General features: G+C 64.2%; 29 protein-coding genes. 15 read left to right on the forward strand and 14 right to left on the reverse strand.

Annotated features, from left to right (window positions below; genetic code table 11):
* The 3 genes from ACH2DW_RS02085 to ACH2DW_RS02095 form a co-directional block, all read left to right on the forward strand.
* A partial coding sequence (locus tag ACH2DW_RS02085; RefSeq protein ID WP_394928055.1) for a cytochrome c-type biogenesis protein CcmH occupies nucleotides 1-534 on the forward strand: 534 nt, incomplete at its 5' end.
* Nucleotides 531-1,355 carry a hypothetical protein gene (locus tag ACH2DW_RS02090; protein WP_394928056.1) on the forward strand — a complete coding sequence of 275 codons (825 nt, stop codon included), beginning with the start codon at nucleotides 531-533 and terminating at the stop codon, nucleotides 1,353-1,355. The genes ACH2DW_RS02085 and ACH2DW_RS02090, both read left to right, overlap by 4 nt.
* Before the next feature lie 73 nt (nucleotides 1,356-1,428).
* Complete coding sequence (locus ACH2DW_RS02095; RefSeq protein WP_394928057.1) at nucleotides 1,429-1,830, forward strand: DUF4190 domain-containing protein; 402 nt, start codon at nucleotides 1,429-1,431, stop codon at nucleotides 1,828-1,830.
* A gap of 25 nt (nucleotides 1,831-1,855) precedes the next feature.
* Here ACH2DW_RS02095 and ACH2DW_RS02100 read toward each other — a convergent pair whose 3' ends face one another.
* The 5 genes from ACH2DW_RS02100 to ACH2DW_RS02120 form a co-directional block, all read right to left on the reverse strand.
* Nucleotides 1,856-2,350, reverse strand: a complete 495-nt coding sequence (locus ACH2DW_RS02100; RefSeq protein WP_394928058.1) for a SixA phosphatase family protein — start codon at nucleotides 2,348-2,350, stop codon at nucleotides 1,856-1,858.
* Nucleotides 2,351-2,362: 12 nt separating this feature from the next.
* On the reverse strand, nucleotides 2,363-3,193 hold the full coding sequence (locus tag ACH2DW_RS02105) for a DUF4328 domain-containing protein (protein WP_394928059.1): 831 nt from the start codon (nucleotides 3,191-3,193) through the stop codon (nucleotides 2,363-2,365).
* An 87-nt stretch (nucleotides 3,194-3,280) separates the two neighbouring features.
* Nucleotides 3,281-5,029: a DNA polymerase gene (locus ACH2DW_RS02110; RefSeq protein ID WP_394928060.1), complete on the reverse strand. Its 1,749-nt coding sequence runs from the start codon at nucleotides 5,027-5,029 to the stop codon at nucleotides 3,281-3,283.
* Nucleotides 5,030-5,061: 32 nt separating this feature from the next.
* Nucleotides 5,062-5,400: a metallopeptidase family protein gene (locus ACH2DW_RS02115; RefSeq protein ID WP_394928061.1), complete on the reverse strand. Its 339-nt coding sequence runs from the start codon at nucleotides 5,398-5,400 to the stop codon at nucleotides 5,062-5,064.
* A gap of 14 nt (nucleotides 5,401-5,414) precedes the next feature.
* A complete protein-coding gene (locus ACH2DW_RS02120; RefSeq protein ID WP_394928062.1) occupies nucleotides 5,415-6,569 on the reverse strand; it encodes an Mrp/NBP35 family ATP-binding protein in 1,155 nt (384 codons plus the stop codon).
* A gap of 61 nt (nucleotides 6,570-6,630) precedes the next feature.
* Here ACH2DW_RS02120 and ACH2DW_RS02125 point away from each other — a divergent pair, with 61 nt between their 5' ends.
* A complete protein-coding gene (locus ACH2DW_RS02125) occupies nucleotides 6,631-7,383 on the forward strand; it encodes a helix-turn-helix transcriptional regulator (RefSeq protein WP_394928063.1) in 753 nt (250 codons plus the stop codon).
* 81 nt (nucleotides 7,384-7,464) lie between these two features.
* On the opposite strand, the gene ACH2DW_RS02130 is transcribed toward ACH2DW_RS02125, so the two are convergent.
* Nucleotides 7,465-8,103, reverse strand: coding sequence for a DJ-1/PfpI family protein (locus tag ACH2DW_RS02130; protein WP_394928165.1), 639 nt, complete (start codon nucleotides 8,101-8,103; stop codon nucleotides 7,465-7,467).
* A gap of 113 nt (nucleotides 8,104-8,216) precedes the next feature.
* On the opposite strand from ACH2DW_RS02130, the gene ACH2DW_RS02135 reads away from it, so the two are divergent.
* The 4 genes from ACH2DW_RS02135 to ACH2DW_RS02150 all read left to right on the forward strand — a co-directional run bounded on the left by ACH2DW_RS02135 (nucleotide 8,217) and on the right by ACH2DW_RS02150 (nucleotide 12,278).
* Complete coding sequence (locus ACH2DW_RS02135) at nucleotides 8,217-8,450, forward strand: DUF3107 domain-containing protein (RefSeq protein ID WP_394928064.1); 234 nt, start codon at nucleotides 8,217-8,219, stop codon at nucleotides 8,448-8,450.
* A gap of 79 nt (nucleotides 8,451-8,529) precedes the next feature.
* Nucleotides 8,530-9,495 carry an ArsA family ATPase gene (locus ACH2DW_RS02140; protein WP_394928065.1) on the forward strand — a complete coding sequence of 322 codons (966 nt, stop codon included), beginning with the start codon at nucleotides 8,530-8,532 and terminating at the stop codon, nucleotides 9,493-9,495.
* Nucleotides 9,496-9,505: 10 nt separating this feature from the next.
* Nucleotides 9,506-10,675 carry an ArsA family ATPase gene (locus ACH2DW_RS02145; protein ID WP_394928066.1) on the forward strand — a complete coding sequence of 390 codons (1,170 nt, stop codon included), beginning with the start codon at nucleotides 9,506-9,508 and terminating at the stop codon, nucleotides 10,673-10,675.
* Between the two features lie 61 nt (nucleotides 10,676-10,736).
* A complete protein-coding gene (locus tag ACH2DW_RS02150; protein ID WP_394928067.1) occupies nucleotides 10,737-12,278 on the forward strand; it encodes a sensor histidine kinase in 1,542 nt (513 codons plus the stop codon).
* Nucleotides 12,279-12,323: 45 nt separating this feature from the next.
* Here ACH2DW_RS02150 and ACH2DW_RS02155 read toward each other — a convergent pair whose 3' ends face one another.
* A complete protein-coding gene (locus tag ACH2DW_RS02155; RefSeq protein ID WP_394928068.1) occupies nucleotides 12,324-12,629 on the reverse strand; it encodes a WhiB family transcriptional regulator in 306 nt (101 codons plus the stop codon).
* Nucleotides 12,630-12,842: 213 nt separating this feature from the next.
* On the opposite strand from ACH2DW_RS02155, the gene ACH2DW_RS02160 reads away from it, so the two are divergent.
* On the forward strand, nucleotides 12,843-13,529 hold the full coding sequence (locus tag ACH2DW_RS02160) for a glycerophosphodiester phosphodiesterase (protein ID WP_394928069.1): 687 nt from the start codon (nucleotides 12,843-12,845) through the stop codon (nucleotides 13,527-13,529).
* Here the strand turns inward: ACH2DW_RS02160 and ACH2DW_RS02165 are convergent.
* The gene (locus ACH2DW_RS02165) at nucleotides 13,492-14,433 is read right to left on the reverse strand and encodes a diacylglycerol/lipid kinase family protein (protein ID WP_394928070.1); all 942 of its coding nucleotides are present in this window, start codon (nucleotides 14,431-14,433) and stop codon (nucleotides 13,492-13,494) included. The genes ACH2DW_RS02160 and ACH2DW_RS02165 overlap by 38 nt on opposite strands.
* Before the next feature lie 200 nt (nucleotides 14,434-14,633).
* Between ACH2DW_RS02165 and ACH2DW_RS02170 the strand changes: the two genes are divergently transcribed.
* The 3 genes from ACH2DW_RS02170 (at nucleotide 14,634) to ACH2DW_RS02180 (ending at nucleotide 16,794) form a co-directional block, all read left to right on the forward strand.
* Nucleotides 14,634-15,401 carry an electron transfer flavoprotein subunit beta/FixA family protein gene (locus ACH2DW_RS02170; protein ID WP_394928071.1) on the forward strand — a complete coding sequence of 256 codons (768 nt, stop codon included), beginning with the start codon at nucleotides 14,634-14,636 and terminating at the stop codon, nucleotides 15,399-15,401.
* 12 nt (nucleotides 15,402-15,413) lie between these two features.
* Nucleotides 15,414-16,382 (forward strand): electron transfer flavoprotein subunit alpha/FixB family protein, encoded by a 969-nt coding sequence (locus tag ACH2DW_RS02175; RefSeq protein ID WP_394928072.1) that lies wholly within the window; start codon nucleotides 15,414-15,416, stop codon nucleotides 16,380-16,382.
* Between the two features lie 97 nt (nucleotides 16,383-16,479).
* Complete coding sequence (locus tag ACH2DW_RS02180) at nucleotides 16,480-16,794, forward strand: ferredoxin (RefSeq protein WP_394928073.1); 315 nt, start codon at nucleotides 16,480-16,482, stop codon at nucleotides 16,792-16,794.
* A gap of 76 nt (nucleotides 16,795-16,870) precedes the next feature.
* Here ACH2DW_RS02180 and ACH2DW_RS02185 read toward each other — a convergent pair whose 3' ends face one another.
* Genes ACH2DW_RS02185 through ACH2DW_RS02200 form a run of 4 tightly spaced genes read right to left on the reverse strand, consistent with a single transcriptional unit; the run spans nucleotide 16,871 to nucleotide 19,842 of the window.
* On the reverse strand, nucleotides 16,871-17,854 hold the full coding sequence (locus ACH2DW_RS02185; RefSeq protein ID WP_394928074.1) for a hypothetical protein: 984 nt from the start codon (nucleotides 17,852-17,854) through the stop codon (nucleotides 16,871-16,873).
* A 55-nt stretch (nucleotides 17,855-17,909) separates the two neighbouring features.
* A complete protein-coding gene (locus tag ACH2DW_RS02190) occupies nucleotides 17,910-18,731 on the reverse strand; it encodes an SCO1664 family protein (protein WP_394928075.1) in 822 nt (273 codons plus the stop codon).
* 5 nt (nucleotides 18,732-18,736) lie between these two features.
* Complete coding sequence (locus ACH2DW_RS02195) at nucleotides 18,737-19,240, reverse strand: DUF3090 family protein (RefSeq protein WP_394928076.1); 504 nt, start codon at nucleotides 19,238-19,240, stop codon at nucleotides 18,737-18,739.
* Nucleotides 19,240-19,842: an MSMEG_4193 family putative phosphomutase gene (locus ACH2DW_RS02200; protein WP_394928166.1), complete on the reverse strand. Its 603-nt coding sequence runs from the start codon at nucleotides 19,840-19,842 to the stop codon at nucleotides 19,240-19,242. The genes ACH2DW_RS02195 and ACH2DW_RS02200 overlap by 1 nt, the downstream gene beginning before the upstream one ends.
* Nucleotides 19,843-20,078: 236 nt before the next feature.
* Between ACH2DW_RS02200 and ACH2DW_RS02205 the strand changes: the two genes are divergently transcribed.
* On the forward strand, nucleotides 20,079-20,777 hold the full coding sequence (locus tag ACH2DW_RS02205) for a uracil-DNA glycosylase (protein ID WP_394928167.1): 699 nt from the start codon (nucleotides 20,079-20,081) through the stop codon (nucleotides 20,775-20,777).
* A 14-nt stretch (nucleotides 20,778-20,791) separates the two neighbouring features.
* Here the strand turns inward: ACH2DW_RS02205 and ACH2DW_RS02210 are convergent, their stop codons facing one another.
* Nucleotides 20,792-21,751, reverse strand: coding sequence for an alpha/beta hydrolase (locus ACH2DW_RS02210; protein WP_394928077.1), 960 nt, complete (start codon nucleotides 21,749-21,751; stop codon nucleotides 20,792-20,794).
* A 31-nt stretch (nucleotides 21,752-21,782) separates the two neighbouring features.
* Between ACH2DW_RS02210 and ACH2DW_RS02215 the strand changes: the two genes are divergently transcribed.
* Nucleotides 21,783-22,106 (forward strand): hypothetical protein, encoded by a 324-nt coding sequence (locus ACH2DW_RS02215; protein ID WP_394928078.1) that lies wholly within the window; start codon nucleotides 21,783-21,785, stop codon nucleotides 22,104-22,106.
* A 31-nt stretch (nucleotides 22,107-22,137) separates the two neighbouring features.
* On the opposite strand, the gene ACH2DW_RS02220 is transcribed toward ACH2DW_RS02215, so the two are convergent.
* Nucleotides 22,138-23,367: a Coenzyme F420 hydrogenase/dehydrogenase, beta subunit C-terminal domain gene (locus ACH2DW_RS02220; RefSeq protein WP_394928079.1), complete on the reverse strand. Its 1,230-nt coding sequence runs from the start codon at nucleotides 23,365-23,367 to the stop codon at nucleotides 22,138-22,140.
* A 104-nt stretch (nucleotides 23,368-23,471) separates the two neighbouring features.
* Between ACH2DW_RS02220 and ACH2DW_RS02225 the strand changes: the two genes are divergently transcribed.
* Nucleotides 23,472-24,164 (forward strand): sterol desaturase family protein, encoded by a 693-nt coding sequence (locus ACH2DW_RS02225; RefSeq protein WP_394928080.1) that lies wholly within the window; start codon nucleotides 23,472-23,474, stop codon nucleotides 24,162-24,164.
* Nucleotides 24,165-24,200 lie beyond the last annotated feature (36 nt).

Genomic DNA, 24,200 nt, shown 5'->3' on the forward strand with positions numbered 1-24,200 from the left:
ACGCCGCATGAGTTTCAACAGGGCCGACGCCGCATGAGTTCGGGATTGAGCGAGATCAACAACAAGATGAAGGGTTGGCCGGGTTGGGTGCTGCTCCTGGTCGTCGTCGTGTCGGTCCTTGCTGTCGGCTCGACTCGCGCATCCGGGCCGCAGAGCCAAGAAGAGCGGATCGAGCTCATTTCGAAGCGAGTGGCGTGCCCAGTTTGTAACGGCGAGAGCGTGGCTGAATCACGGAACAACGCCTCGCGAGCGATTCGGAATGAGATCGACTCGTTGGTTCGAAGTACCCCCTTGACCGACGACCAGATCGTTGCCGGTCTGGAAGACAGCTACGGGACCGACATTCTGCTCGTCCCCAGGGCGACCGGATTCGACGCGTTGATTTGGGTGCTGCCCACGATGGCTTTCGTGTTTGGCGTGGCGGGCCTCGCCGTCGCGTTCCGACGGTGGCGCGTTGAGGCCGACGGCATGGCAGACCCGACTGATGCCGACCGTGACATTGTTGCGGCCGCTCGACGGGCCGACCGCCCATGACCGACGAAATGCCCCGCTCTGTCGCGGACGCGACGGCGGCGCCGGAAGAGGCGGTCACGCCCCTGCGCAGCGGCGCACATCTCGATCGGCTTGCCGAACTCGAAGAGGAACGGCGGTTCCTGCTCCGTTCGCTCGACGACCTCGAACGCGAATTTGAAGCCGGTGACGTCGACGAATCCGACTACGCAACGCTCCGGGACGGGTATACCGTGCGCGCTGCTGCGGTACTCCGTCAGATCGATTCTGGTCGAGCGTGGCTTGCCCCGAAGGCGACGCGTCGCTGGGGCCGGCTGGCCCTGATCACGTCAGCCGTGCTCGTGCTCGCCGTGGCGATCGGGTTTGCGTTGGCGAATGCCTTCGGCGAACGCGGTGCCAATCAGGAAATCACCGGTTTCGATCCGGGCGACGATGCGCGCATCGTGCTGGCCTCGGCACGCGATGCCCTCAACGAAAATGAGTTCGCATTGGCGAACGGATTGTTCGCACGAGTGGTCCAGATGGAGCGCGATCGCGAGATCGACAACGTCGAAGCCATCGCATACTTCGGATGGACCCTGGCCCTCCAAGCGCGATTGGAGTCGGCTGACCTGACGACCGACACTCGCCTCGACGCAGCCCAGATCGCCCTCCAACAGGCGACGGTGATCGACCCGGACTACGCGGACCCGAATTGCTTCCTCGCCATCATTGAGTTCGCCTTCCTCGACGATGCCGACGCGGCGCTCCCGTATGTCGTCGCATGCGAGTCGGGCAACCCGCCGGCTGATATCGCCAACCTGATTGCCGGGTTTGCTGCCGACATCCGCGCGGCAGCAAGCTGATCGCTTCGAAACCGCATCACACCGGGGTCGAACGTCACCGGTGGCTGCCTCTCAGCGTCGCTACTCTGGCTCAATGGCCATGAACCCGCCGCCGCCTCCGGGCGGTCAGCCGCCTAGGTATCCGCCGCAGGGCCCGGGCGGTCCCCTCGCTCCGCCGCCTGGCTACGTGCCAATCGGCCAAGATTCACCCGGCGGCGGTCAGCGGACCAACGGTCTCGCCGTCGCGTCGCTGGTCCTCGGCATCGTCGGAATCATCCTCTGTGTGCTGTTCATCCCGTGGATCTTGGCGATCATCTTCGGGTCCATTGCGATCAAGCAGTGCAACGATGATCCGACGTACACCGGCAAGGGTCTGGCAATCGCCGGACTCGTCTGCGGCCTCGTTGGAGGCGCATTGGTGTTGCTGATTCTTGTCGGGGGCGACAGCGACTTCAGCTACGACTTCAACAGCTACGTGCTCAGCCTCGTCAGCTGAACTGAATCACCGGTTGGCCTGGGCGCTACTTCTTCGTTGACTTGGCCGCCAACTTGGGCGCCGGCCAGACCTTGCCCTTGGTGATACGGCTGCCTTTGCGGCGAAGCACCCAGACGCTGGCCTTGGACCAGTCGGGCGGGGTTTCCACTTCCATGCCGCGGCGAACCAATGCCGTGATCACCGCTGGAATGATGTCGCCGTGGCTGCAGAGAACAGCGCCGTCTTCGACCTCGTTCAAGAGATCAAGGACCGGCTCGAACGGTTCGCCCTCAAAGAGTCGTCTATCGGCCTGCACCTTGAGCCCGGTGAGATCGCCGAGGGGCTCAAGCGTCTGCATGCAGCGGATGTACGGGCTTGCGTAGAGCGCAGCGACGTCCTTCTTGGCGAGTCGCCGAGCGACAGCGGTCGACTGTTTCCACCCAGTCTTGCTGAGGGGCCGGTCGACATCGTCGCCTTCCCACAAGCGACGTTCGCCGGCTTTTGCATGGCGCACGAAATAGATGACCGCGGCACGCTCCACAGGATCAACCTGTTAGCTCTCGCTGGTGAGCGATCGATGCCGTGCGGTGAGTTGTCGCACGAAGAGGATCCAGGCGATCGCTGCGATCAGGCCGATGACGGAGCCAATGATCGTGACGGTCTGGTTCGTGTCGAGAAGATTCTCGGCAACCGCCTCAGCGCCGGTGTCGCCGAAGCTGCCCGTGAGGCTGCCCGCAGACAAGAAGAGCGCAAGCAGTGGCCAGATGCCGAATGCCAGCCACCACACCCAGAGCACCGGGTTGTTGGACTTGGCGTCGACCTGGCTGCCGGGCTGGCCAGCCACAGCTCCTGGGTTTGACTTGGTCCACTGTTCGCGCAGCATCAGGAACGGGATGACGTAGAGCACCACCGGGGGCAAGAACCAGCCGAAGATGGCGAAGAGCGGATGCCACGTCGTCGTCATGCCAAACGCCCGCAGGTTCGCCGAGATGCGGTACATCCAGATCATCACGAGCACCATCGAGGCGAGGGTGGCGACGCCGGAGAGCGCAGAAAAAGCCGATGATGACACGAGCTGGTCGTTGAAGGCACTCTCGGAGATGCGACCTGCAAGCAGGTCTTCAGCATCCGATCGAAGGCCTGACTGGAGGATTCCGTTGAGGAGGCCGCCGATGCCAGCGATGGCAACCACGATGGTGATGGCGGTGGACAGGCCCTTGACCCGGCTGACCTTCTGCGTCGGCGTCGGTGCGCTCCCGTACGCCACATAGCCGGGCGGCGGCGCCATGTTGCCCGGAGGCGGCGGCGGAACCAGCTGACCCGACGGGGGAGGTGGGGGCGGGGGAGGGGTTTGATCCGGAGGCGGGGGAGGAACGTCGCTCACTCGGGCCAAGCTATCCCGGTCGCCTGGCGTTGTCTGCTGCCGTTGGTCCCAAAGTCAGCGGCGAAGACATTTGCTGCGTTCTCTCGATCAGCCTTTCGCTTCAGACCATGCGTGAATCACGCTCGTATCGCTCACGAACCGGACCGGTTGCACTCCGCCTGAACGCACGGGTGCCCAGCGGTGCGCAGCTTCCTGCAGACAGCGGTCGAGCAACGCGGCTGCTTCTTCAGCACGGTCTGCAGGGACGTGAATCAGCAACTCGTCGTGGAGGCACAAGACGATGCGCGCGTTGAGGCCATTGGATCGCGCCCGCATCAGCACTGCCCAAGTCTTGAAGAATTCGGCGGCAGCACCTTGGACCATCGCATTGCGACCGAACCGACCGCGTGCCGCGGCGCGCGACCGGGCGTCGCGATCGCTGACCTCGTTGGTGTTGGTGGTGCTCATCGGCACGAGGCGGCCGCCGTAGGTCCGCAGATCGTTGCTGCCCTGTGCGGCGCGGTCTGCATCCGCGAGGTATCCCATCGCCACCGGGTACTCGCGTTCGAGCCCACGGAGCGCCTCAGCGCCTTTGCCGGTCGTCTGTCCGTACATCGCGCCGAGCACGGCCACCTTTGCGATCTCGCGTTCGACCCGCAGCTGTTCGGCGACTGGCGCGTACATGTCGTCCGCCTGGGTCGCGGCGGCAAGCTTGGGGTCGCCGGATACGGCGGCGAGGATACGCGGCTCGATCTGGCCGAGATCGGCGCGGACAAACGCGTGACCCGACTCGGCGGCCACAGCCGGTCGGAGCTCGGCAGGCATATTGTGCAGTCCAGCGCTCGCGGTCATGCGGCCGGCAGCTCCGTCGGATCCCGACCACGATCCACGCAGCCGGCCGTCTGGGCCGACGTGTTCGTCGAGCCAGGCGAATCCGAATGTAGTGAGGACGCGTTCAGCGCGACGCCACGCGAGGAGCGGTTCCACGATCGGGTGAGCGTCGCGGAGCGCCTCGAGTCGCCACGCCCGCGTGTCGGGGACCTCGATGCCGACGCGGCGCAGCAGCGACTTGACTTGATCGGGGCTGCGCAGATCGAATGTGATACCGGGCGCAAGATGCTGCAGCACGTCGTGATCTCGACGTTGCAACTCAGCGGCGGCTTCGGCCGCATTGCGGGGGCGGGGACCGACGAACCCGGCGATGATTGACTCGGCGATGGCAAGGTCAACGGGCAGACCGTCGATTTCGAGTTCGGCACAGAGCAGCTCGGCCGCGGATTCCGACAGCACCGTGGCCCGCAGCTGAGGACCGTGGCCGAGATCAACGATGTATCGCGACTGCAATTGCTGCATCGCGAGCGCCGTCTCGGCCCACGAGGCCACCTGGGCTGAAGACTTCGACCAGTCACCGTCGACCCATTCGGGCCGAAGATGGCCGTCTGGCCCGATGGGCTCGTCAAGGTCTCCGGCATCGAGCGCCTGGTTGAACAAGTTGACCGGCATGCGGTGGGGAATGCTGGCCACGTCGAGGTCGTGGAGGCGCGCCCAGATCTGGTCGGGTCCGCAACGCCAACCGCCAAAGAGCAGCCGGTGTGCTGCCGAGAGATCCCAACACTTTGCTGGCCGCACACCCCACTCGATGATGTTCAGCGCAGTGCGATTCGACCACCAAGTCCAGCGGGGTGAGACGGCTGCCTCTGTTGCGGCGAAGACATCAGGTGCGTCGCCAATGTCGATCAGCACGACGGGCTGCCCCTCGGATGCGAACGCAACGGCGTGATCGCCGATTGCCACGCTGACGATCGCGCCGGTGGCGAGATCACCGAGGCTCGATCCGCTGCTGCTCACAGCGTTCATCTTCGCAGCTGGAGAGTCGGACCGATGGTGTGTCAGCCCCAGCCGAGTTCGTGGAGTCGGTCGTCGTCGATGCCCGCGGCGTGGGCCACCTCGTGGATCACGGTGACGTACACCTCGTCGGCGAGATCGTCGATGTCTTCACACATCGCACACAGTGGAAGTCGATAGATCGACACGACGTCCGGTCCTTCGTGGCCGGTGCGCTCCGTGTGGGGGACGCCCTCGTAGAGCCCAAGAATCGTCGGCTCGACCGGGTTGCGGTCATGGATTTGCACGACGACGTTGTCGAGCACGTGCTGGAGTTCGTCCGGGAGGTCATCAAGGGCGGCCGCGACCATGCGCTCAAACCGGTACTTGGCCACGACCTCCATGACGGGGAACCGGACTAGAGAATTTTCAACTCGGGGGAGTAGATCTTCTTCGGCTTCATGTCGACGGCGATCTGGCGAGCCATCTCGTGGAAGATTTTGGCTGACTCGGACTCAGGGTCGACCGCGGTGATGGGCTTGCCATCGTCGCCGCCTTCGCGCAGTTCGGGAACGAGCGGGAGCTGCCCAATGAGCGGCACGCCCACGTCGTCGGCGAGCGCCTGTCCGCCACCGGACCCGAAGATTTCGTACTTCTTGCCGTCGTCGCCGGTGAACCATGACATGTTCTCGATGACGCCGCGCACGGGCAGATTGACCTTCTCAGCCATGGCCGCGGACATCGCGGCGACCTTTTGCGCAGCCGGCTGCGGCGTGGTGACGACGAAGACTTCGCCACGCGGCAGGTACTGCGACAGCGACAGCGCGATGTCGCCGGTGCCGGGCGGCATGTCGATGAGGAGGAAGTCAGGTTCGTCCCAGAAGACGTCGGTGAGGAACTGCTCGAGCGCCTTGTGCAGCATCGGGCCACGCCAGATGACCGCTTCGCCCTGCGGCACGAAGTAGCCGATCGAGATGGCGCGGACGCCGTACATTTCCGGCGGGATGAGCATCTCGTCGATGACCACGGGCTCGCGGTCGGTGCCAAGCATGCGAGGAATCGAGTAACCGTAGATATCGGCGTCGATGATGCCCACCGAATAGCCCTGCGCAGCCAGTGCGACGGCGAGGTTGGTGGTGACGGTCGATTTGCCAACGCCGCCCTTGCCCGAAGAAATGAGCAGCGGGCGGGTCTTCGAATCGTTCTTCGCAAAGGGGACGACACGACCTTCGGCGTGCCCGTGCGCTTGACCCTGACCAGCGGTGGCGCCGGCATCGCCGTGGAGCGTCTTGCGGAGGTTCTCCCGATCTTCGTCGCTCATCACGGTGAACTCGAGATCGATCGACTCGACACCGTCGAGTTGTGTGGCTGCTTCGGAGACGCGGCGGGTGATTTCGTCCTTGAGCGGACACCCCGGGACGGTGAGGGCAATCAACACGCCGACGACGCCGTTGTCCATGATCGACACGCCGCGCAGCATGCCGAGATCGACGATCGAGCGGTGCAACTCGGGGTCTTCGACCGGGCGAAGTGCCTCGACGATCTGGTCTTCCGTGACGACGGGGGAGCTCATGGAGCCCAGTGTGGCGACGCCCTGCGGGATTTGCACTACGGGCGTAGGTAATATTGCTCCCGTGAGTTCCGGGACCGCATTCACCGCCACCGTGTCGGCCATCACCGACGCATTCGGTGACCCCACACGGCGCTCGATCTACCTGATGGCACGGGAGCACTCGCAGGCGACTGCCGACGCCGATGCGTCAGGTGTCACGGCTTCGATGGTGGCTGCTGAGATCGGTGTGCATTCCAACGTCGCCCGGCATCATCTCGACAAACTGGCGGCCGGTGGATATCTCGAAGTTGCGAGCGCTCGACCCGACGCCGAGCGCTCGGCAGGTCGCCCGTCGAAGCACTACCTGGCCGTCGGTGATGCGCTCGATACCGCGGCCTTCCCGGTACGCAGCGACGATCTGCTGCTCTCGCTCTTGGGGCGCACGCTCAGCAAGCTCCCCCATGATGAAGCCGAGCAGATGGCTGAAGAAGTGGGTGCCGAGTACGGACGAGCAATGGCTGCCGGTCTGACCGGTGATGCACTGAAGGCTGGACAGCGCTCGCTGCGGTCAGCCATCCAAGCGGTTGCTGACGCATTGTCCGCACACGGCTTTGCTGCCCACGCCGAAGGCCGCAACAACCAATTGAAGATCATCAACAACCACTGCCCGTTCGGCGACGTCGCCGCCGAGCACCCAGTGATCTGTGCGGTCGATCGCGGCATGGTGCGGGGCATGCTCGGCGAGCTCTACAACGCCGCCGACGGTGAGTTCGGTGAGATCACCACCGAATCCTCGCTGGCCGCAGGCGACACCTTCTGCACCACCGCCGTCTGACCGACCCACCAAGTTCCGTTTGCGTACCCAGGACGTGTCGCCGGGGACACCCCCTGGGTACGCAAACGGGCAGTGGTGGGGTCAGGCGCGGTGTTGGGCGTATTCGATGACGCGGGCGACGACGGCTTCGCTCGCCTTGGCAGTCGAGCCGGCGTCGAACGGGGGCTGGGGGTCGTACTCGATCATCAGCTGCGAGGCTTCGGCGGCCACTCGGTCGAACATGATCTCGACGAGCCGGAGCGCCATGTCGATGCCGCTCGAGACCCCTGCTGCGGTGATGAGCCGCTGATCGAGGTGCTCAACCACTCGCGTGCCCGTCGGCGTCGCTCCATGTGCGGAGAGCACGTCGAGCGCGCCCCAGTGCGTGGTGGCAGTCAATCCGTCGAGCAGTCCCGCCGCGGCGAGCACCAGTGAGCCGGTACAGACCGAGGTGGTGAAGGTGGTTGACTGATGCGCCGAGCGCACCCAGTCGAGCACGCGGTCGTCCGTCATGAGCGCCCGTGTGCCGCGACCGCCCGGAAAGACGATGAGGTCTGGCGTCGGAAATTCTTCGAACGTGCCGTCGACCTCAATGCCGAGCATGCCGTTGTCGGAACGGACGACGCCGCGCTCATGCCCGATAAAAGTGACGTCGATGTCGGGGATGCGCTGGAGGACCTCGTAGGGGCCGATGCCGTCGAGGGCAGTGAACTGCGGGAAGAGTGGAATGACGGTTTGGATGCTCACTGGCCTCCAGCATGTTCGACACCCTCCCAGGCGTCAACGGCACGGCCAACCATTCCCGCCGCCGACGGCCCAGTCTGTCCCGGCAGCGCGGCGGTAGCCTCGATCACGTGGACGTACGCATCGGAGTGACCCAAGCCCCTCGCGAGATCAATCTTGAACTCGCCGACGACGCAGACCGCGACGATCTGAAAGCGCGCATCGAGGCGGCCCTCGGGGGCGCCACCGACACGCTGTGGATCACCGACAAGCGCGGGAACGATGTCGCGGTGCCGTCCGCCAAGATCGCCTACGTCGAGCTCGGTTCCGCTGAGAGCACGCGCAAGATTGGCTTCGGCGACTGAGCCACAGCTCGACTGGGTACAGACGTGACTGCCGTGTCACGCTGGTCTCGTGTCACCGGGTGACACGACGCTGAACGACATGACCGCCCTCCTCGACCTCGACATGCTCTGGGTCACCGGCAAGGGCGGCGTCGGCAAGACGTCGATTGCTGCAGCGCTTGCCGACGTTGCGGCGCGCAGCGGACGTCGAACGCTCGTCTGTGAAATGGATGCCAAAGGCGCCCTCGCTGCTGCACTCGGTGAAGACGACCTGGGGTTCGAACCCACCGAGGTCTCGCCCAACCTGCACGCGATGACGATGAGTACCGAAGATGCGCTGCGGGAGTATCTGCGGCTCTTCGTGAAGATCCCGCTCATCGGCCGTATCGGCCCGCTGGCCACGACGTTCGACTTCGTGGCCGATGCCGCGCCCGGCGTGAAGGAAATTCTCGGCGTCGGGAAGCTCTGTTTCGAAGTGCGCGAGCGGCACTATGACCTGGTTGTGATCGACGCTGAGGCGAGTGGCCACATCGTGAGTCAGATCGGTGCGCCGAAGGTGATAGCGGATCTGGTGCAGGTCGGCCTCGTGCGCGATCAGACGCAGTGGATGCTTGACATTCTTAATGATCCGGCGCGGACGGGCGTGGCCGTGGTCACCACACCCGAAGAGATGCCGGTCACCGAGTCGGCCGAGTTGTTGCAGCGACTCACCGCCGAGACCGGCGCCCATGCCTCCGCCGTTATTGCGAACCGGGTGTTGCCGATGCTCTTCGATCGGCGCGAGCAAGTCGTGGTTGAACAGCTCGAATCCGCCCTGCCGACGCTGACCGCGGCCATCGGTCCGGGCGCGCCGATGGTGCTCGAAGCGGCTCGCCTGACCGACGCTCGCCGTCGAACCGGCGCAGAACACCTCCGCTGGCTGCAGACGGAGCTGCAACGAGACGCGATCCATGCCGACCTGCCGATCATCACGGTGCCTGAGCTTTTCTCCCGGGCGCCTGGCCGTCGTGTGGTGTCGCTGATTGCCGACGGTCTGGCCGAGGAACTCGACGTCGAGTTGGGATGATCGGTGTGCGATGAGTGACCTCGACAATCTGCTCGCCAGCCGCGAGATGGTGCTCGTTGCTGGTTCGGGCGGTGTGGGCAAGACGACAATCGCCGCCGCCATGGGTATCGCTGCTGCACAACGTCAGAAGGGCAAGATCCTCGTCCTCACCGTTGACCCGGCCCGCCGACTAGCGACGGCGCTGGGGCTCGAAGAAGTCGGCAACACGCCGGTCCGGATCAAGCCGGCGGTGTTCAAGCAGGCAGGGGTGAAGGTTCGCGGTCAACTGTGGGTGGCAATGCTCGACACGAAAGCAGGGTGGGACGAACTGATTCGTCGCCACGCGCCTGATGATGAAGTGCGCGACGCAGTGCTGGCCAACCCGCTGTACCAGAACATCACCAGCCGATTCGTCCACAGTCACGACTACCTCGCGATGGAGCAACTGCACGACCTGCACGCAACCGGCGAGTTCGACCTCGTCATCGTCGATACCCCACCGTCGCGCAATGCACTGTCCATTCTTGATGCGCCCGGTCGCATGGTCGACTTTTTCGGGAGCCGACTGCTGCGGTGGCTGACGGTGCCCTACCGGTCGCGCCTGTTCACGGTGGCGTCGAAGCCCTTCTATCAAGTGGCCGACCGTGTGCTCGGCTCACGGTTCCTGCAGGACATCGCCGAATTTTTTGTCCTGTTCCAGGCCATGGAGAGCGGGTTCGTCAAACGCGCGCGGTCAGTGGAAGCGCTCCTCGCAGACGCGCGCACGGCCTTCGTTGTCGTGACGACCCTGGAGACGGCGCCCAGTCACGAGGCGCGATTCCTGGCCCAAGAGCTGCTGAAGCGGAACATGACCCTTGGTGCAATCGTGGCCAACCGAGTGCTCCCAAACGAGTTGGCGGGCGCCGCTGCTGCCGACAGCGCCGAGGCGCTGCGCTACCGGTCTGGACGTAAGCTCGCTGAGTCACTCGCCGCGCAACTCGATGATGCGCCGGTCGCAGTGGTCGACACGGTGCTGACCCAATTGGCGGAACGCTTCGACGATGTTGCATTGGTTGCTGCCCGCGAGACAGAGCGACGCGCGGAGTTGGCTTCGCTTTCGCCGGTGATGCTCGACGTGCCGTGGCTCGCTGGAGACATCCACGACATTGCTGGATTAGGCGGACTCGTCGATCGCTTGCGCGTCGACTTGACCGAGATCTGAGACCTGTCGAACCGGTCGGTGAAACCGTTGCGGTCCACCCTGCTCGGTACGAACTGCGGGTATGGCGCATCCTGCAGTCTCCGATGCGGCAGAATCAGCAGCGATGACCTCTATGGCCGACCTGTCACGGCAGCATTCGTCGCTCGATCAAGACGACATTGATCATTTACATCGGCTCGGCGCCGAATGGGCGTTCCTCGCCGATCTGTGCTTTGCCGACCTGCTGCTGTATGTCCGTTCGACCGACGCGAAGTGGGTCGTGGTCGATCAAGTCCGCCCCGCGACGAACCAAACCATGTACGTCACCGACTACATCGGTACGTGGGCGCAGTGGGGTGCCGCCGTCCTGTCGCAAGCGGCCGATGAGAACACGATCATCGAAGCCGATCTCGATACGCCTGATGACGGAGCCCGGACGCGAATGATGGCGATTCCGGTCGCTCGCAACGGCCGAGTCATTGCGATCCTCAGCAAAGAATGGGAAGTCCGATCTGGGCGAACCCTCGGTGAGCTGGAACGGTCGTACAAGGAGATCTTCGACAAGTTCGTTGTCATGATCCAGACCGGGACGTTCCCGTTCGCCGGCCGCGTGGCCGACTCCAGTGCGGCGCCGCGCGTGGGCGACGGTGTGCTCAGCCTCGACGCCGATGGCACGGTCACCTATGTTTCGCCCAACGCCAACTCGGCGCTGCACCGCGTTGGGATTCAGGCCAACCCGGTGGGGATGCGCCTCGCCGAACTCGGTTTCCACGACGGCCCGGTTCGCCAGGCATTCGAGCGCCTCGAGCCGGTTGTTGAGGAGTTTGAGCAAGGCGCCGACGTCACGCTGCTCAGCCGATGTGTCCCACTCGTTCACGACACAGAATCCGGTCCGGTTGTCGTGGGCGGTCTGATGCTGATGCGCGACGTCACCGAACTGCGGAAGCGCGACCGTCTCTTGCTGTCGAAGGATGCGACCATTCGCGAAATTCACCATCGGGTGAAGAACAACCTGCAGACCATCTCGTCATTGCTGCGGCTGCAGGCGCGCCGTCTGACCAATCCGGAAGCGAAGGCGGCCGTGCAGGAATCGGTGCGACGGATCCGCACTATTGCTCTGGTCCACGAGTCGCTTTCTCGTGAGCCCGGCGAAGATATCGCGTTCATCGAGATCGTTCGTCCGCTGCTCCGACTGGCCGAAGAGGGCCTCCAGTCGCCCGACCGCCCCGTCCGTTTCACGGTCACGGGTGACGGCGGACGGATCCCGGCCAACACGGCAACGCCGCTTTCTGTCGTGCTCACCGAGCTGTTGCAGAACGCCGTCGACCATGGATTCCCCGAAGGAAGTGCCGGTGGGCAGGTGTCGGTGGCGCTCACCCAGAATCAGCACCGACTCGACGTCCGCGTCATCGACAACGGCCGCGGTGTCGCTCCGGGCTTTGACCTCGACGCCAGTACGGGTCTGGGCCTGTCTATCGTGCGGACATTGGTGACGACCGAACTCAACGGGACGATCGACATGCGCCCGGCTCGAACCCAGGATCTTGATGATGCCAAGTTGGGCGACGCCTCCAGCCATCAGCACGGCACCGTTGTCGAACTCAGCGTCCCGACGGTTGTTTGACTCGCGCTGATCTGGGGCCAGCCGGCCGCAGCCAGATGAAAGGGTTCAGCTCGCGGCGGAGCGTGCGGCGCGAGCGGCAGCGACGCGCTTGCGGCGGATGACCCGACGCTCTTCTTCGGTGAGGCCGCCCCAGATACCGGAGTCCTGGTTGGTGTCGAGCGCGAAGTCGAGGCATCCCTGCGACGAGGTGCACTCGCCGCACACTTCCTTGGCGTTGTCGATCTGGACCAGTGCATTTCCGGTGGTTCCGACGGGGAAGAAAAGTTCCGGGTCGGTGTCACGGCAGAGCGCGTCGTCGCGCCAATCTGCCGGAGCGGCTCCCAAGGTGATGCTGGACGCAAGGATCGTCACGGGTGTGCTCCAAGGAGGTTGTCAGGGCGCTGTGATGACGGGTTGAGACAGCGCAGATGGTGGGTGTGAGGGTTGCCGCCCGCTCGGCGCCGTCACCGTAGGCGCAACCCGTTGGTGACACAAGAGGTGATGTGTGTGACGCGCGCCCCCTTGACGTCGTGTGCTCGCGCGTGCTGAGGGGGCGCTGCTCCGCGGGCGCGGCCATACTTGGGGATGCTCGTGATCGGACACCGAGGCGCATCTGTCGCCGCTGCAGAGAACACTGTGCAGGCCTTTGTGCTGGCTGATGCCATGGGTGCCGATGGTGTCGAGCTGGACGTTCGGCTGGCGCCAGATGGGCGGCTGCTCGTCAAGCACGACCCGTTGCCGACTGCGTCAGGCGACCTTGCGGGGTATCCCGAGCTGCGCGAGGTGCTGGCGGTCTGCGGGGACATGCTGGTGAACGTCGAGATCAAGAATTCTGCCGACGAGCCGGGTCATGACCCGAGTGGAGCAGTCGTCGAGCCGACCATTGCCGAGATGCGGCTGCACGGATCGATCGATCGCTGGATCATCTCGTCCTTCGATTGGGACACGATCGAACGGTGCCGCGCAGCCGCACCGGATATCGCAACGGCCTATCTGGTGATGGAAGCAACTGCCGATGTCATTGAGCAGACCGCTTCGGCAGGCCACGTTGCCGTGCATCCTGATGAGGAGTCGGTCACCGCAGAGACGGTCGCGGCATGCCACGCCGCGGGACTGGCGATCAACACGTGGACCTGCAACGACCCGGACCGACTCAAGGAGTTAGCCGAGTGGGGCGTGGACGGGGCATGCACCGATGTGCCGGACATCGCCCTCACCGCACTCGGGCGGCGGATCAGCCCGGCTGAGGTCCGGTGGGAAACACCAGCTTGACCGCATTGGGCACGTGCACGAACTCGAGCCGTGAGGTCTCGCCGAGCGCATCGCCGTCGACCTGATAGGGGAACGGTGTCGGATGTTCGGCGACGAAGTGGGTGACGTCGGTACGAATGTCGAGGTGGTCGGCGGGGCTGACTCCGCCACCCTTCAGCGCGCCGGCCAGTGAACTGAGGATCGCCGTCGCGCGCATCGTGCGGAAGGTGATGACGACAAGGCCCCGGTCGAGCGTGGCGGCGGGGGAAAGGTCGAGCGGACGGTTGCCCAAGTAGGTGTACGGGTTGGTGTTGAGGACGATCGTGAAATAGCCGTCGTCGACCTTGCCGCCCGCCGTTGACGTGCCGTCGCCGTCGATGCTGAAGTGCGGATGCTTGCGGTCGTAGCCCGTGAGCCAGGTGGAGAGGCCCGCGTAGATGAAGAGGGGGTGGCCGAGCCAGCGTTTCAGCGAACCGCGCCGCTCGACCTGTTGAACCACGGCCGCGTCGTACCCGATGCCGGTGTGGAAGCAGAAGTACCGCCCGTTCACCTGGCCGAGACCAATCGGTCGGAAATCAGCGGCGTCGATGCCGCGTGCCAGAAACTCGACAGCCTCGAGTGGATCGTTCGGCAGACCGAGCGTGCGTGCGAACACGTTGGTGGAGCCTCCAGGAAGCACGCCGAGCGCTGTGTCGGTGCCCGCAATGCCGGTGGCGACCTCGTTGAGAGTGCCGTCGCCGCCGTACCCGATCACCACGTCAACGCCACGTCGGGCGGCGTCGTGGGCAAAACGTGTCGCGTGGCCGCGTCGATTGGTCTCGACGATCTCGACATCGTGGCCCTGGCTCAGTCGGCGGTGGACGACGACGGTGTTGCGTGCGGTCACCGACGACGCGAACGAATTCACGATCAGAAGAACTTTCACCGCAGCACCACCACCAAGGACCCCCACGGTACCCGGCCGGGGTTTCTGGCAGGCGACATCGCGTCGGCCGGCCTGGTCTCGCCTGCCCCATCTTCACGGGGGTGAAACGGGAAGGGCGATGTGTCATCCGGGACACATCGCCGGTGAACTTGGTTTCCCGCTTTGTGAGCTAGTTGACCCGGCGGTAACTTATGAGCCTTATGAACGTGATCGTCTGTGTGAAACAGATCCCTGATCCGGCACTGCCGGGTGAGCTGGATCCCTCGACCAACACGCTGAAGCGAGACGGGAAACTCATCCTTGATGAGTCGGACAGCTACGGCGTCGAAATGGCGCTCCAGCTCGTTAACACCGCTGGCGAAGGCTCTGTCACCCTGGTCTCGATGGCCCCGAATGATGAGGTGTCCGGTCTGCGTACCGCCCTCGCCATGGGCGCCGAGAAGGCCGTGCTCGTCTCTGATCCGGCGCTGGCCGGTGCTGATGCGCTCACCACGGCCAAGGTGCTTGCGGGCGCCGTCGGCAAGGCGGGTGACTACGACCTGATCATCGCTGGTACCGAGTCTTCCGACGGCTACACGGGCACCGTGCCCGAGCAGATGGCGGAAGTCCTCGGACTGCCGTCGGTCGGCTTTGCCAAGACCATTGCGGTCGACGGCAGCACCGTCAAGGTCGATCGTCAAACCGAAGCCGGTTACGACGAGGTCAGCTGTTCGCTCCCCGCCGTGGTCTCCGTCACCGCTGGTGTCGTCGAGCCGCGCTACCCGAGCTTCAAGGGCATCATGGCTGCCAAGAGCAAGCCGGTCGAGACCGTCACTGCCGCCGACCTCGGCGTCGAGTCGGTGTCGTGGGCACAGTCGATCAGCTCCGTCGAAGATGCGCCCGCCCGCGAGGCCGGCGAGATCATCGAAGACGACGGCGAAACGTTCAACAAGATTGTCGACTTCCTCGACAACCTGAAGGTCATCTGAGGAGTCTGAATCATGGCTGTTAACAACATCTGGGTCTTTTCACAGGCCAACGGCGACGAGGCCACCACGGCCTCGCTCGAACTGCTTACCAAGGCCCGCTCGCTGGGCGGCACCGTCACGGCATTCGTGGCAGGCGTCGCCGGTGGTGCAGTTGCTGCACTCGCTGATCATGGCGCCGCCAAGGTCTACGAGACCGGCGACCTTGCCGGAGCTCTCCCGGGCGCAGCTGTCTCGGCTGCAATGCAGGCAGTGATCGACGGTGGCGACGTCCCCGATCTGATCATGTTCCCGCAGAACTACGAAGGTCGCGACGTGCTGAGCCGCCTGTCGGTCAAGCTCGACCGCACCGTGCTCACCAACTCGACCGATATCACCGTCGACGGTGATTCGGTGACCGTGCAAACGCCGATCTTCGGTGGCAGCAAGCTGGTGAACTCGACGTTCACCGGTGAGGCACCGTTCCTCGCAGCATTCCGTCCGAAGAGCTTCGAGGCCGCCGGCGGCGCTGGCGCTGCTGGCGAACTCGCTTCGGCTCCGGTCCCGGATCTCGGTTCGACCGGTGGAGCCACCGTCACGGCGGTGCACGTCGAGGAGACCAGCGGTCCAAAGCTCGACGAGGCGGCCGTGGTCGTCTCGGGCGGACGCGGCCTCGGCGAGGCCGACAAGTTCGACATGGTCGAGACGCTCGCCAAGCTGCTGAAGGGTGCGCCTGGCGCATCGCGGGCCATTGTCGACGCCGGTTGGGTTCCCTACAGCTACCAGGTCGGCCAGACCGGCAAGGTCGTCAAGCCCACCGTCTACATCGCTGCGGGCATCTCTGGTGCCACACAGCACATGGTCGGCATGAAAGGCGCGAAGAACATCATCGCGATCAACAAGGACAAGGAGGCGCCGATCTTCGGTGTCGCCGATCTCGGCATCGTGGGCGACGTCCACAAGGTGATGCCCGCCTTGATCGCAGCCTTGGAGGCCCGGGGCTGAGGTTCCGCACTCACAACTGAACGAGCGACGAGCCAGGCCTGGGTGATAGGTCCGGCTCTTTGCTTTTTCTGGCTCAGCCTCTCGTAACCTTTCGGCCATGGCTCAGTTGATGGTGTGGATTGATCAAGACCTGTGCACAGGTGACGGCATCTGTTCAGAGATTTGCCCTGATGTGTTCCAGGCCCGCGATGACGGGCTCTGGATTGTCAAGGAAGAGTCCTCACACTTCGGTACAACCGTTCTCTTCGATGGTGGTGAGGGCGCTGGCCACGGTCCCGATATGGGCAATGGCGTCGCACGCATTCCCGATTCACAGATCGACACCGCCGTCGATGCAGCCGAAGAATGCCCGGGCGAATGCATCATGATCGAGCCGATCGATCAGGCCGTCATTTCTGCCCGCGGAGTCTGAGCGGGTCGCACCGTGGCGGCCGCGGATTGGCCGTCGCTGCCATCAACCGGTGGCTGCGATCACACCCTCGTTGCGATTACGTGGAGTCGCGGGCGCTGATCGCCCAAGCGACACCTTCTGACTCGTCCTCGATCGCGATCTGCAGCGTCCAGCCGAGTGCAGGTTCGAAAGCGTCCCAGCGATACCAGTTGAGTTCGTTCGCGAACTGACCGAGCGCGTCGGGGTTGACCGGCCAGTCGTCAATGAAGTCGCCGATCGCGGCGAGCATCCACCACGCACCGAAGCGTCCGGTCGCAGCGCCGCGTCGCCGGCCGTGGGCCCCTCCGCTCGCTCCTGCCCAGGCCATCCAGGCCATGGCCGTGCGAACGTCGAGTTCGCAGACCCGCGCCCGGTGCGGCCCCAGTGCGCCGATCGCGTCGCCCACGTCACCCTCGACGCACACGACCTCGACGGTCCCGTTCGAACCGGAAAGCCACGGTTCGACCAGCTGCTGAACTGCGAGCTCGACATCGTCATCGAGCCGTTCGGCCTCGCTGCTCGTCTCGATTTCCTCCCAATTTGTGGGCAGCCTCGGAGCGGGAAAGTCAGCATCGTTATCGCGATACTTCGCGACGGCGTACGTCGGCTCCCAGCCTTCGAGCTCGAGTGGAATGTCGAGCACGTCGGCGATGTCGTCGTCGACGACTTCGCCTCGAATCGCTCGCTCGTGGGCAACGAATGCTGCTCGCGGCGACGGATTGAGTTCCGTGCGCAAAGCATCCCAGGTGTGGTGTTGGGCGGCAACCTCGGTCAGCGGTCCGATGGTGAACTGGCCTGATAGCCCATCGGTCTCATCGAGGACGGCAGCGACATGGTGGGGTGGAGCGAGGAGCGCCAACCGGTACTCGGCCAGCGTTGCAGCCGGCCACAGCTGTCGCCCCGTCTTCACTGCGCTCCGGGCACGATCGCGCACCCGCAGTAGTCCATCCCAGTCGCCGGTTGCGCACCGGTCGTCGATCATCCGGACGAGCCCGTCGAGATCTGCAGCGTGAATCAGATCATCGAGGTCGTCATCAGACATATGAGCATCCTCGCACGGAACAAGTCCGGGTGACACCCGAGTTCAGACGGACAGGTCAGACCAGTGGCCAGGGATAGCGGCGGCCGGTCGGGTCGGTCGGGAAGCGACGGTGCTTGACGCACCAGGCGGCACGACCCTGGATTGCTTCGACCTCGTCGTCACTCAGCAGGGTGGCGATGTCGAGCGGGACACGATCGACGAGGCGGTTCACTCGATCGAGCAGAGGCTCGGAAATCTCCTCGTCGGCGAACTCCCAGATGACGGTGCGGAGTTTGTACTCGGCCGCGAAACACAGGCCGTGGTCGATACCCCATACCTCGGCTGGCAGCAAAGTTCCGTCGTCAGCGTTGCGCTCGGGGACAAGAATGCAGTGCCCACTCTTGCGGTCGGTGTTGTTGCAGATGATGTCGAGGAGCGCCAAGGCACGAAAACGATCATGCAGGTCGACACGAGACTCCATCATCGTGAAGTAGTGCTCGGCGAAGTCGCCAGCGACGAACCACTGCACGGAACCTTCTCCGACGGGACCGTCGCGCAGCACCGTCGGCGGCACGACGTGTAGGCCGAGGGCCTCGCTCATTCGATAGGTCGCCACCTCACGACGGTGCAATCCGGGCTCGAAATCCCAGAGTGGTCGCTCGCCCCGCATTGGCTTGTAGATAGCCGGGTGCGACTTGCCCTCATGGGTGACGTGGACGAGAAACGTGGCATTGCTGCTGTACGGCATTCGCCCCTCGACCTCAATCTCGCCGAGGAGCAGGTGCGTCATCGGGTCCTCGACATCGTCGATGCGCAACTCGACGCCCTGTTGATCGCTTGCCTCGTCGCTCGCTTCGTCGTTGTCGACGATGTCGTCGTCCAGATCGTCGTCCGCCACGTCGGTCAGTTCATGCGTGGGCAGGCGTGCCCATCGGGGTCGATCGGGTGGTTGCACCATTGACAGTCGGGCCGCCCGGATTCGACCACTCGGTCGGCGTGGTCGCAAAATGCTGCAGCCTGACCACGGCTGACGTACAGGCGGACGTGACCGCGGTCGTCATCAAGGAATTCGCCATCTTCGTCCACCTCGCCGACTTCTTCGAGCTGGATGAGCACTTTGTCATTGGAACGGTCGTAGCCAAGCCCGATCGGGCCGAGCACGAATGACGCGTCAAGTGGCGGCGCGAGTTCCAGCGCCCCTGGCATCGGTCGGTCTTCTGGCGGTGGGAGGTCGCTCAGCACCTTGCGGAGGTAATCGACGATGGCCGCCGTCTGCTGCTTCTCGCACTTCACGCTGACCCGTTGACCGTCGGCTCGGACCTGCATGTAGAACGTCCTGTTGCCCGGCTCGCCAACGGTGCCCGTCGTGAACGCGTCGACGTCGTCGAACTCGTAGAAGACGCCCATCAGGCCGGCTTGAGCTCGGTCAGAGGTCGGCCGGTGGAGTTGACGGCGAGCACGATGGGGCCACCCGCATGCCATGTCACGGCGCTGATCGAGGCTGGGCTGATAACGATGCGCTGGAACAAATCGATATGTGTGCCCATCGCGTGAGCGACCGCTGCCTTGATCGTGTCGGCATGCGAAACGCACACGATGGTGCCGCCAGGGTGGAGCTTGCGAAGCTTGTCGAGTGCGTTGACCATGCGCGTCTGCATCTCGGTGAAGCTCTCGCCGTTGGGGAAACGGAACGTCGACGGAGCGCGTTGCACCGTTTGCCACTCCGGCAGCTTCATCAGGTCTTTCAGCTGCTTGCCGGTCCAGTCACCGAAATCGCACTCGAAGAGCCCTCGCTCGATCTGTGTTTTGAGGCCGCATGCCGCAGAGATCGGAGCGGCGGTCTCCTTGGCTCGTTCCAGCGGCGAGCTGTAGACGGCATCGATGTTCAACTCTGCAATGCGGAGCGCGGCGATCTTGGCCTGTTCGTGGCCCAGGTCGGCGAGATGCAGCCCCTTGGCCCGGCCGGGCAACACCTTGCCGGTGGTGGGCGTCTGGCCGTGGCGGACCATGAGGATCGTGGTCGGCTTCGGACCCTGCTTGGCAGCCCGCTTCTTCGAAGCAGTGGTGGTTCGCGCAGCAGCCTTCTGCGCAGGCTTCGTGGCTGCTGAGGATGCTGATTTCTTGCGTGTCGTTGTTGCCATGATTGCCTTTCACGCTACCGAGGGCCAACCTACTGTCGATGTCTGTGGCGAATCCTTCCGTGCCCCCAAAGAAGCCCTCCAACAAGCCCTCCAAGAAGCAGTCGCTGTTGGCGCTGCGCGATCTGACCCACGAGATTCATGAATGTCGTGAGTGTCCGCGGTTGGTTGAGTGGCGCGAACAAGTGGCTGTGGAGAAGCGCGCCTCGTTTCGCGACGAGGACTATTGGGGCAAGGCGATCTCGGGCTTCGGTGATCCGTCGGCCCGCATCGTCATTCTGGGCCTTGCACCGGCTGCCCACGGGGCCAACAGGACCGGACGCATGTTCACGGGCGATCGCAGCGGCGACTGGTTGTTTCGGGCAATGCATCGAGCCGGACTCGCAAATCAGGCCGAGTCGGTCAGTGCCGACGATGGCCTGGAGTTGGCCAATGCCTGGGTGACGTCAGCCGTGAAGTGCGCCCCGCCGCTGAACAAGCCGACCACCGATGAACGCGACGCGTGTCGCCCCTTCCTCGAACGTGAGCTCGAGGCGCTTTCAGAGGCGGCCGTCGTGATCTGCCTCGGGACGTTCGGCTACAACGCCGCGTGCCACTTCTTCGGCGTCCGACCTCGCCCCAAGTTTGGTCACGGACTTGAAGTGCCCGTCACCTCACTCGATGGACGGTCACTCACCATTGTCTGCAGCTACCACGTCAGTCAGCAGAACACGTTCACCAAGCGCCTCACGGAGCCGATGCTCGACGCCGTGTTCAGCCGTGCGGTCCAACTCGCTGACCAATACCGGACCAGTGATGGCCAGTGATGGCCAGTGACGGCTCAGGGACGGCCTGAGGCGAGGGCGAGACGGAGGGATTCTGCAGCGAGCGCGTGAGCGGCCCTGGCGTCGCCGAGCATGTGTGGGAGCGAGAAGAAGCCGTGGAACTGTCCGGTGAACTCGACATGGCTGACCTTGACGCCGAGCGCCGCCATGCGATTGGCGTAAGCAACGCCTTCGTCGCGGAGCGGATCGAAACCGGCGGTGATAACGAGCGCCGGTGGGCTTTGCGCGAGGACGTCGTCGCCGACGAGCAGGGGCGAGACCCGCGGATCTTCGGCGCTTCCTCGTTCGCCGGCCAGGTAGTGGTCGATGAACCACTGCATCGACGACTTCGTCAAGAAGTAGCCCTCGGCGTTCTGCTCATACGACTCGGTATTCATCCTGCAGTCGGTCACCGGGTAGACGAGCAGCTGGAACATGATCGGAGCGGGAGCGACGTGCGCGACGACCGCCGCGAAGTTCGCGCCGGCAGAATCGCCGCCGACCGCGAGGCGATCAGGGTCGACGCCGAGTTCGGCAGCGTTGGCATGGGCCCAGCGCGTTGCCTGGATGCAATCGCCGAGGCCAGCTGGGAACGGGTCCTCAGGCGCCAATCGGTAGTCGATGCTCAACACCGCCTGACCGCTGCGGTTCGTGAGCGACCGGCAGATGTTGTCGTGGCTGTCGAGGTCACCGATGACCCAGCCGCCGCCGTGGAAGAAGACGAGCAGACCAGGCAGGGTGTCAGTGGGCGTGGGCAGGTACAGACGGGCCGGCACGCCGCCTGCGTCAACAAACCGAATCTCGTGGCAATCTTCGGTCGGCTCGGGAGCGAGTTCGGCTCGCGTTGCGCGAGCCATGGCCGGTTCTTGGGAATCGAGCGCGGGCGCACCGATTCGCTCCATCAGCTCAAGCAGCGTCTGCGCCTCCCAGTTGAGCGATCGATGCTGTGACTGGTTCAGAGGTTGGCTGAGCGGCATCCCGACATCGTGCCAGTAGCCTCCGTTCACTGTGAACTCAGAGCTCGCCACCATCGAGATCAGCACCAGCGCGACACCGAAGCGCCCGCTGGGCCGCACCCTCGCGGTGCTTGCCGTCGCCGTGCTCGGCCTGAGTGCATGTAACTCGGACCCCGGCTCTAAGCGAGTGGCCGAGGACATCATCAAGACCGCGGTCACCCAAGGTGATCTCACCGAGGCGCAGGGCGACTGCATGCTCGATCAAGTCGAGCAGTACAGCCAAGACGAGCTCGACGCCATCACCGAGTCCGCTGGCGACGCCGGCCCCGGCACCGCGATCGAACTCTTCGAAGCCGACCTCGCCGCCTGCAAGTAAGACGACTTGGTGCCAGGCACCAAGTCGTCGGCTACTCCTTTGGCTTGACCTCGTCGGTTTTGACCGCGACAACCTTCTTTTTCTTGGGTGGCGGGACACCGATGGCCGGTGCAGCATCGGCTTCCTTGGGCCAGCGGCGACGGCTGACGATCGAGAGCAGACGAAGCAGGCGCATCGCCGTCTCGTCGGTCTGAGCCGGGCGCGCGATCAATGAGCCGTCGGCGATCATCCGCTCGATGACCTCTTCGCCCAACTCTGTGCGGACAATGGTCAGCGTCCAGTCATTGTCTTCACCGATGCCGCCCGTTGCGACGTCGGAGTGCTCAGCCGCGAAGTCGGGGCAGCTCTTGCAGCCCTCGCGAGTCCAGGCGTGACATTCCTTCAGATTGATCTCGTGATACGAGCCATCCTTCATCCAGATCTGGAAGGCGCCCTTGATGTTCATCTTGACCATGTCCTGCTTCTTCAAGCCGTACTTGGCCTCGAAGAGCTCTTCGAAAATGGCGTCATCAAAAGTCTTCGAGCAGAGCAAACCGATGTTGAACAGGAAGGGCTTGGACACCTTGCCGGCCTTGCGGTCCCACATGACTGGCGGCGAGGAGGTCTGGCAACCCATGCCGACCAGTGCGAGGCGTTCGTGGCCCTGCTCTTTGGCTTCGCGCAGCGCAAGCGGGTTGGCGCAGTATGTGTAGCGCGAACCGGCGGTGGCGAGAATCTCCTCGCGAGTCGACACGACGACCGGCTTGGCCTTCCACGCGTCGTCTTCTTCGACGCCGGAGACGAGCGCCGCGTCGATGTAGTCGTGCTCGCGCAGCCAGATCAGCATCGCCGAGACGAGGCCGCCGTCCTGGCCCATCTTGTGCACCATCTCGTCACTGGCCCGCGTGAGATAGAGCTGGCGCCAGATGCCCGCCATCTCGTCGGGCTCACGCACACGACCGAACAGGTGCATGTCGGCTGCTGGCTCCCAAGCACGAAAGCGCGGGCAGGCACGGGTGCACGTGGTGCAACCGCCGCCGGAGCCGAAACCGTGGACACAGTCGTCGAGCCCGAGTTCTTCTTCCAGATGGAAGGGGATGTACTTGCCCTCTTCGTGTTCGTACCCGATCACGTCATGCGGGCAGGTGACGACGCAGCCGGCACAACCGGTGCACAGGTTGTTGGTGATGACCTCGTGGTACAGCTCTTTCCACTGCGCCGTCCAGCGTTCTTTCTTGACCGGCGCGTCAGCGGCAGGCGGGTCCGATTCGATGGTCGTCATGCCGCTGACTGTACGTCAGCAATGCTCCTGCCACTCAACTGCACGAGACACCCGATCGATGTGCCGAGGGCGGTGCTCGGGGGCGGTGCGATACGGTCATCGGGATGACGTCGGCGCGTGACCTTGCCACTCGACGAGAGGTTGCACGCGCCTTCGTGGACTCGTCGTCGGCGCGGGTGATTGCGGCGTTCCTGATGCTGGCAGTGGTACTCCGCGCAGCGATGGGTGGCCTGACCTGGGGCGACCTGGCCGCAGTTGCTGTGGTCATCGTGTTGCTCGGTCCGGTCGAGTGGATGATCCATCGAATGCTCTTGCATGCCCAGCCGACCAACCGCCTTGCCGAGTTGCTCGGCACCCGTGACTCGCACGAACGTCACCACCGCGTTCCAGACGACCTCGACTGGCTGTTGCTGCGACGCCCGAATGCGATCGGCTCGTGTCTGGCAATTGTCCTACCGCTCGGAGCGGCTGCCCTGGTGCTCGGTTCGCTTCAGCTTGTCTCGCCCGAGGTTGCTCGAGCAACAGCGGCGTCGACGATGGTTGCTGGCCTGCTGGCTTTGGCCCACTATGAGTGGGTCCACTTGCTCGTGCACTCCAAGTACCGGCCGACCTCGCGGTACTACGCCCATCTCGATCGGAATCATCGGTTGCACCACTTCCGCAACGAGCGATACTGGCTCGGTGTCACCGTCGATGTTGGCGACCGGCTGGCGCGAACGTTGCCGGTCGATCGTGATGCGGTTCCGATGAGCGACACCGTGCGCGCTCCGCTTGCCGCCGCCTCTGACGCGTTCTGACGAACCGTCGCCGGGTCCGCGGTGAGTAGTGTTTGG

The sequence above is a fragment of the uncultured Ilumatobacter sp. genome, from assembly GCF_963980585.1.
Lineage (GTDB): Bacteria > Actinomycetota > Acidimicrobiia > Acidimicrobiales > Ilumatobacteraceae > Ilumatobacter_A.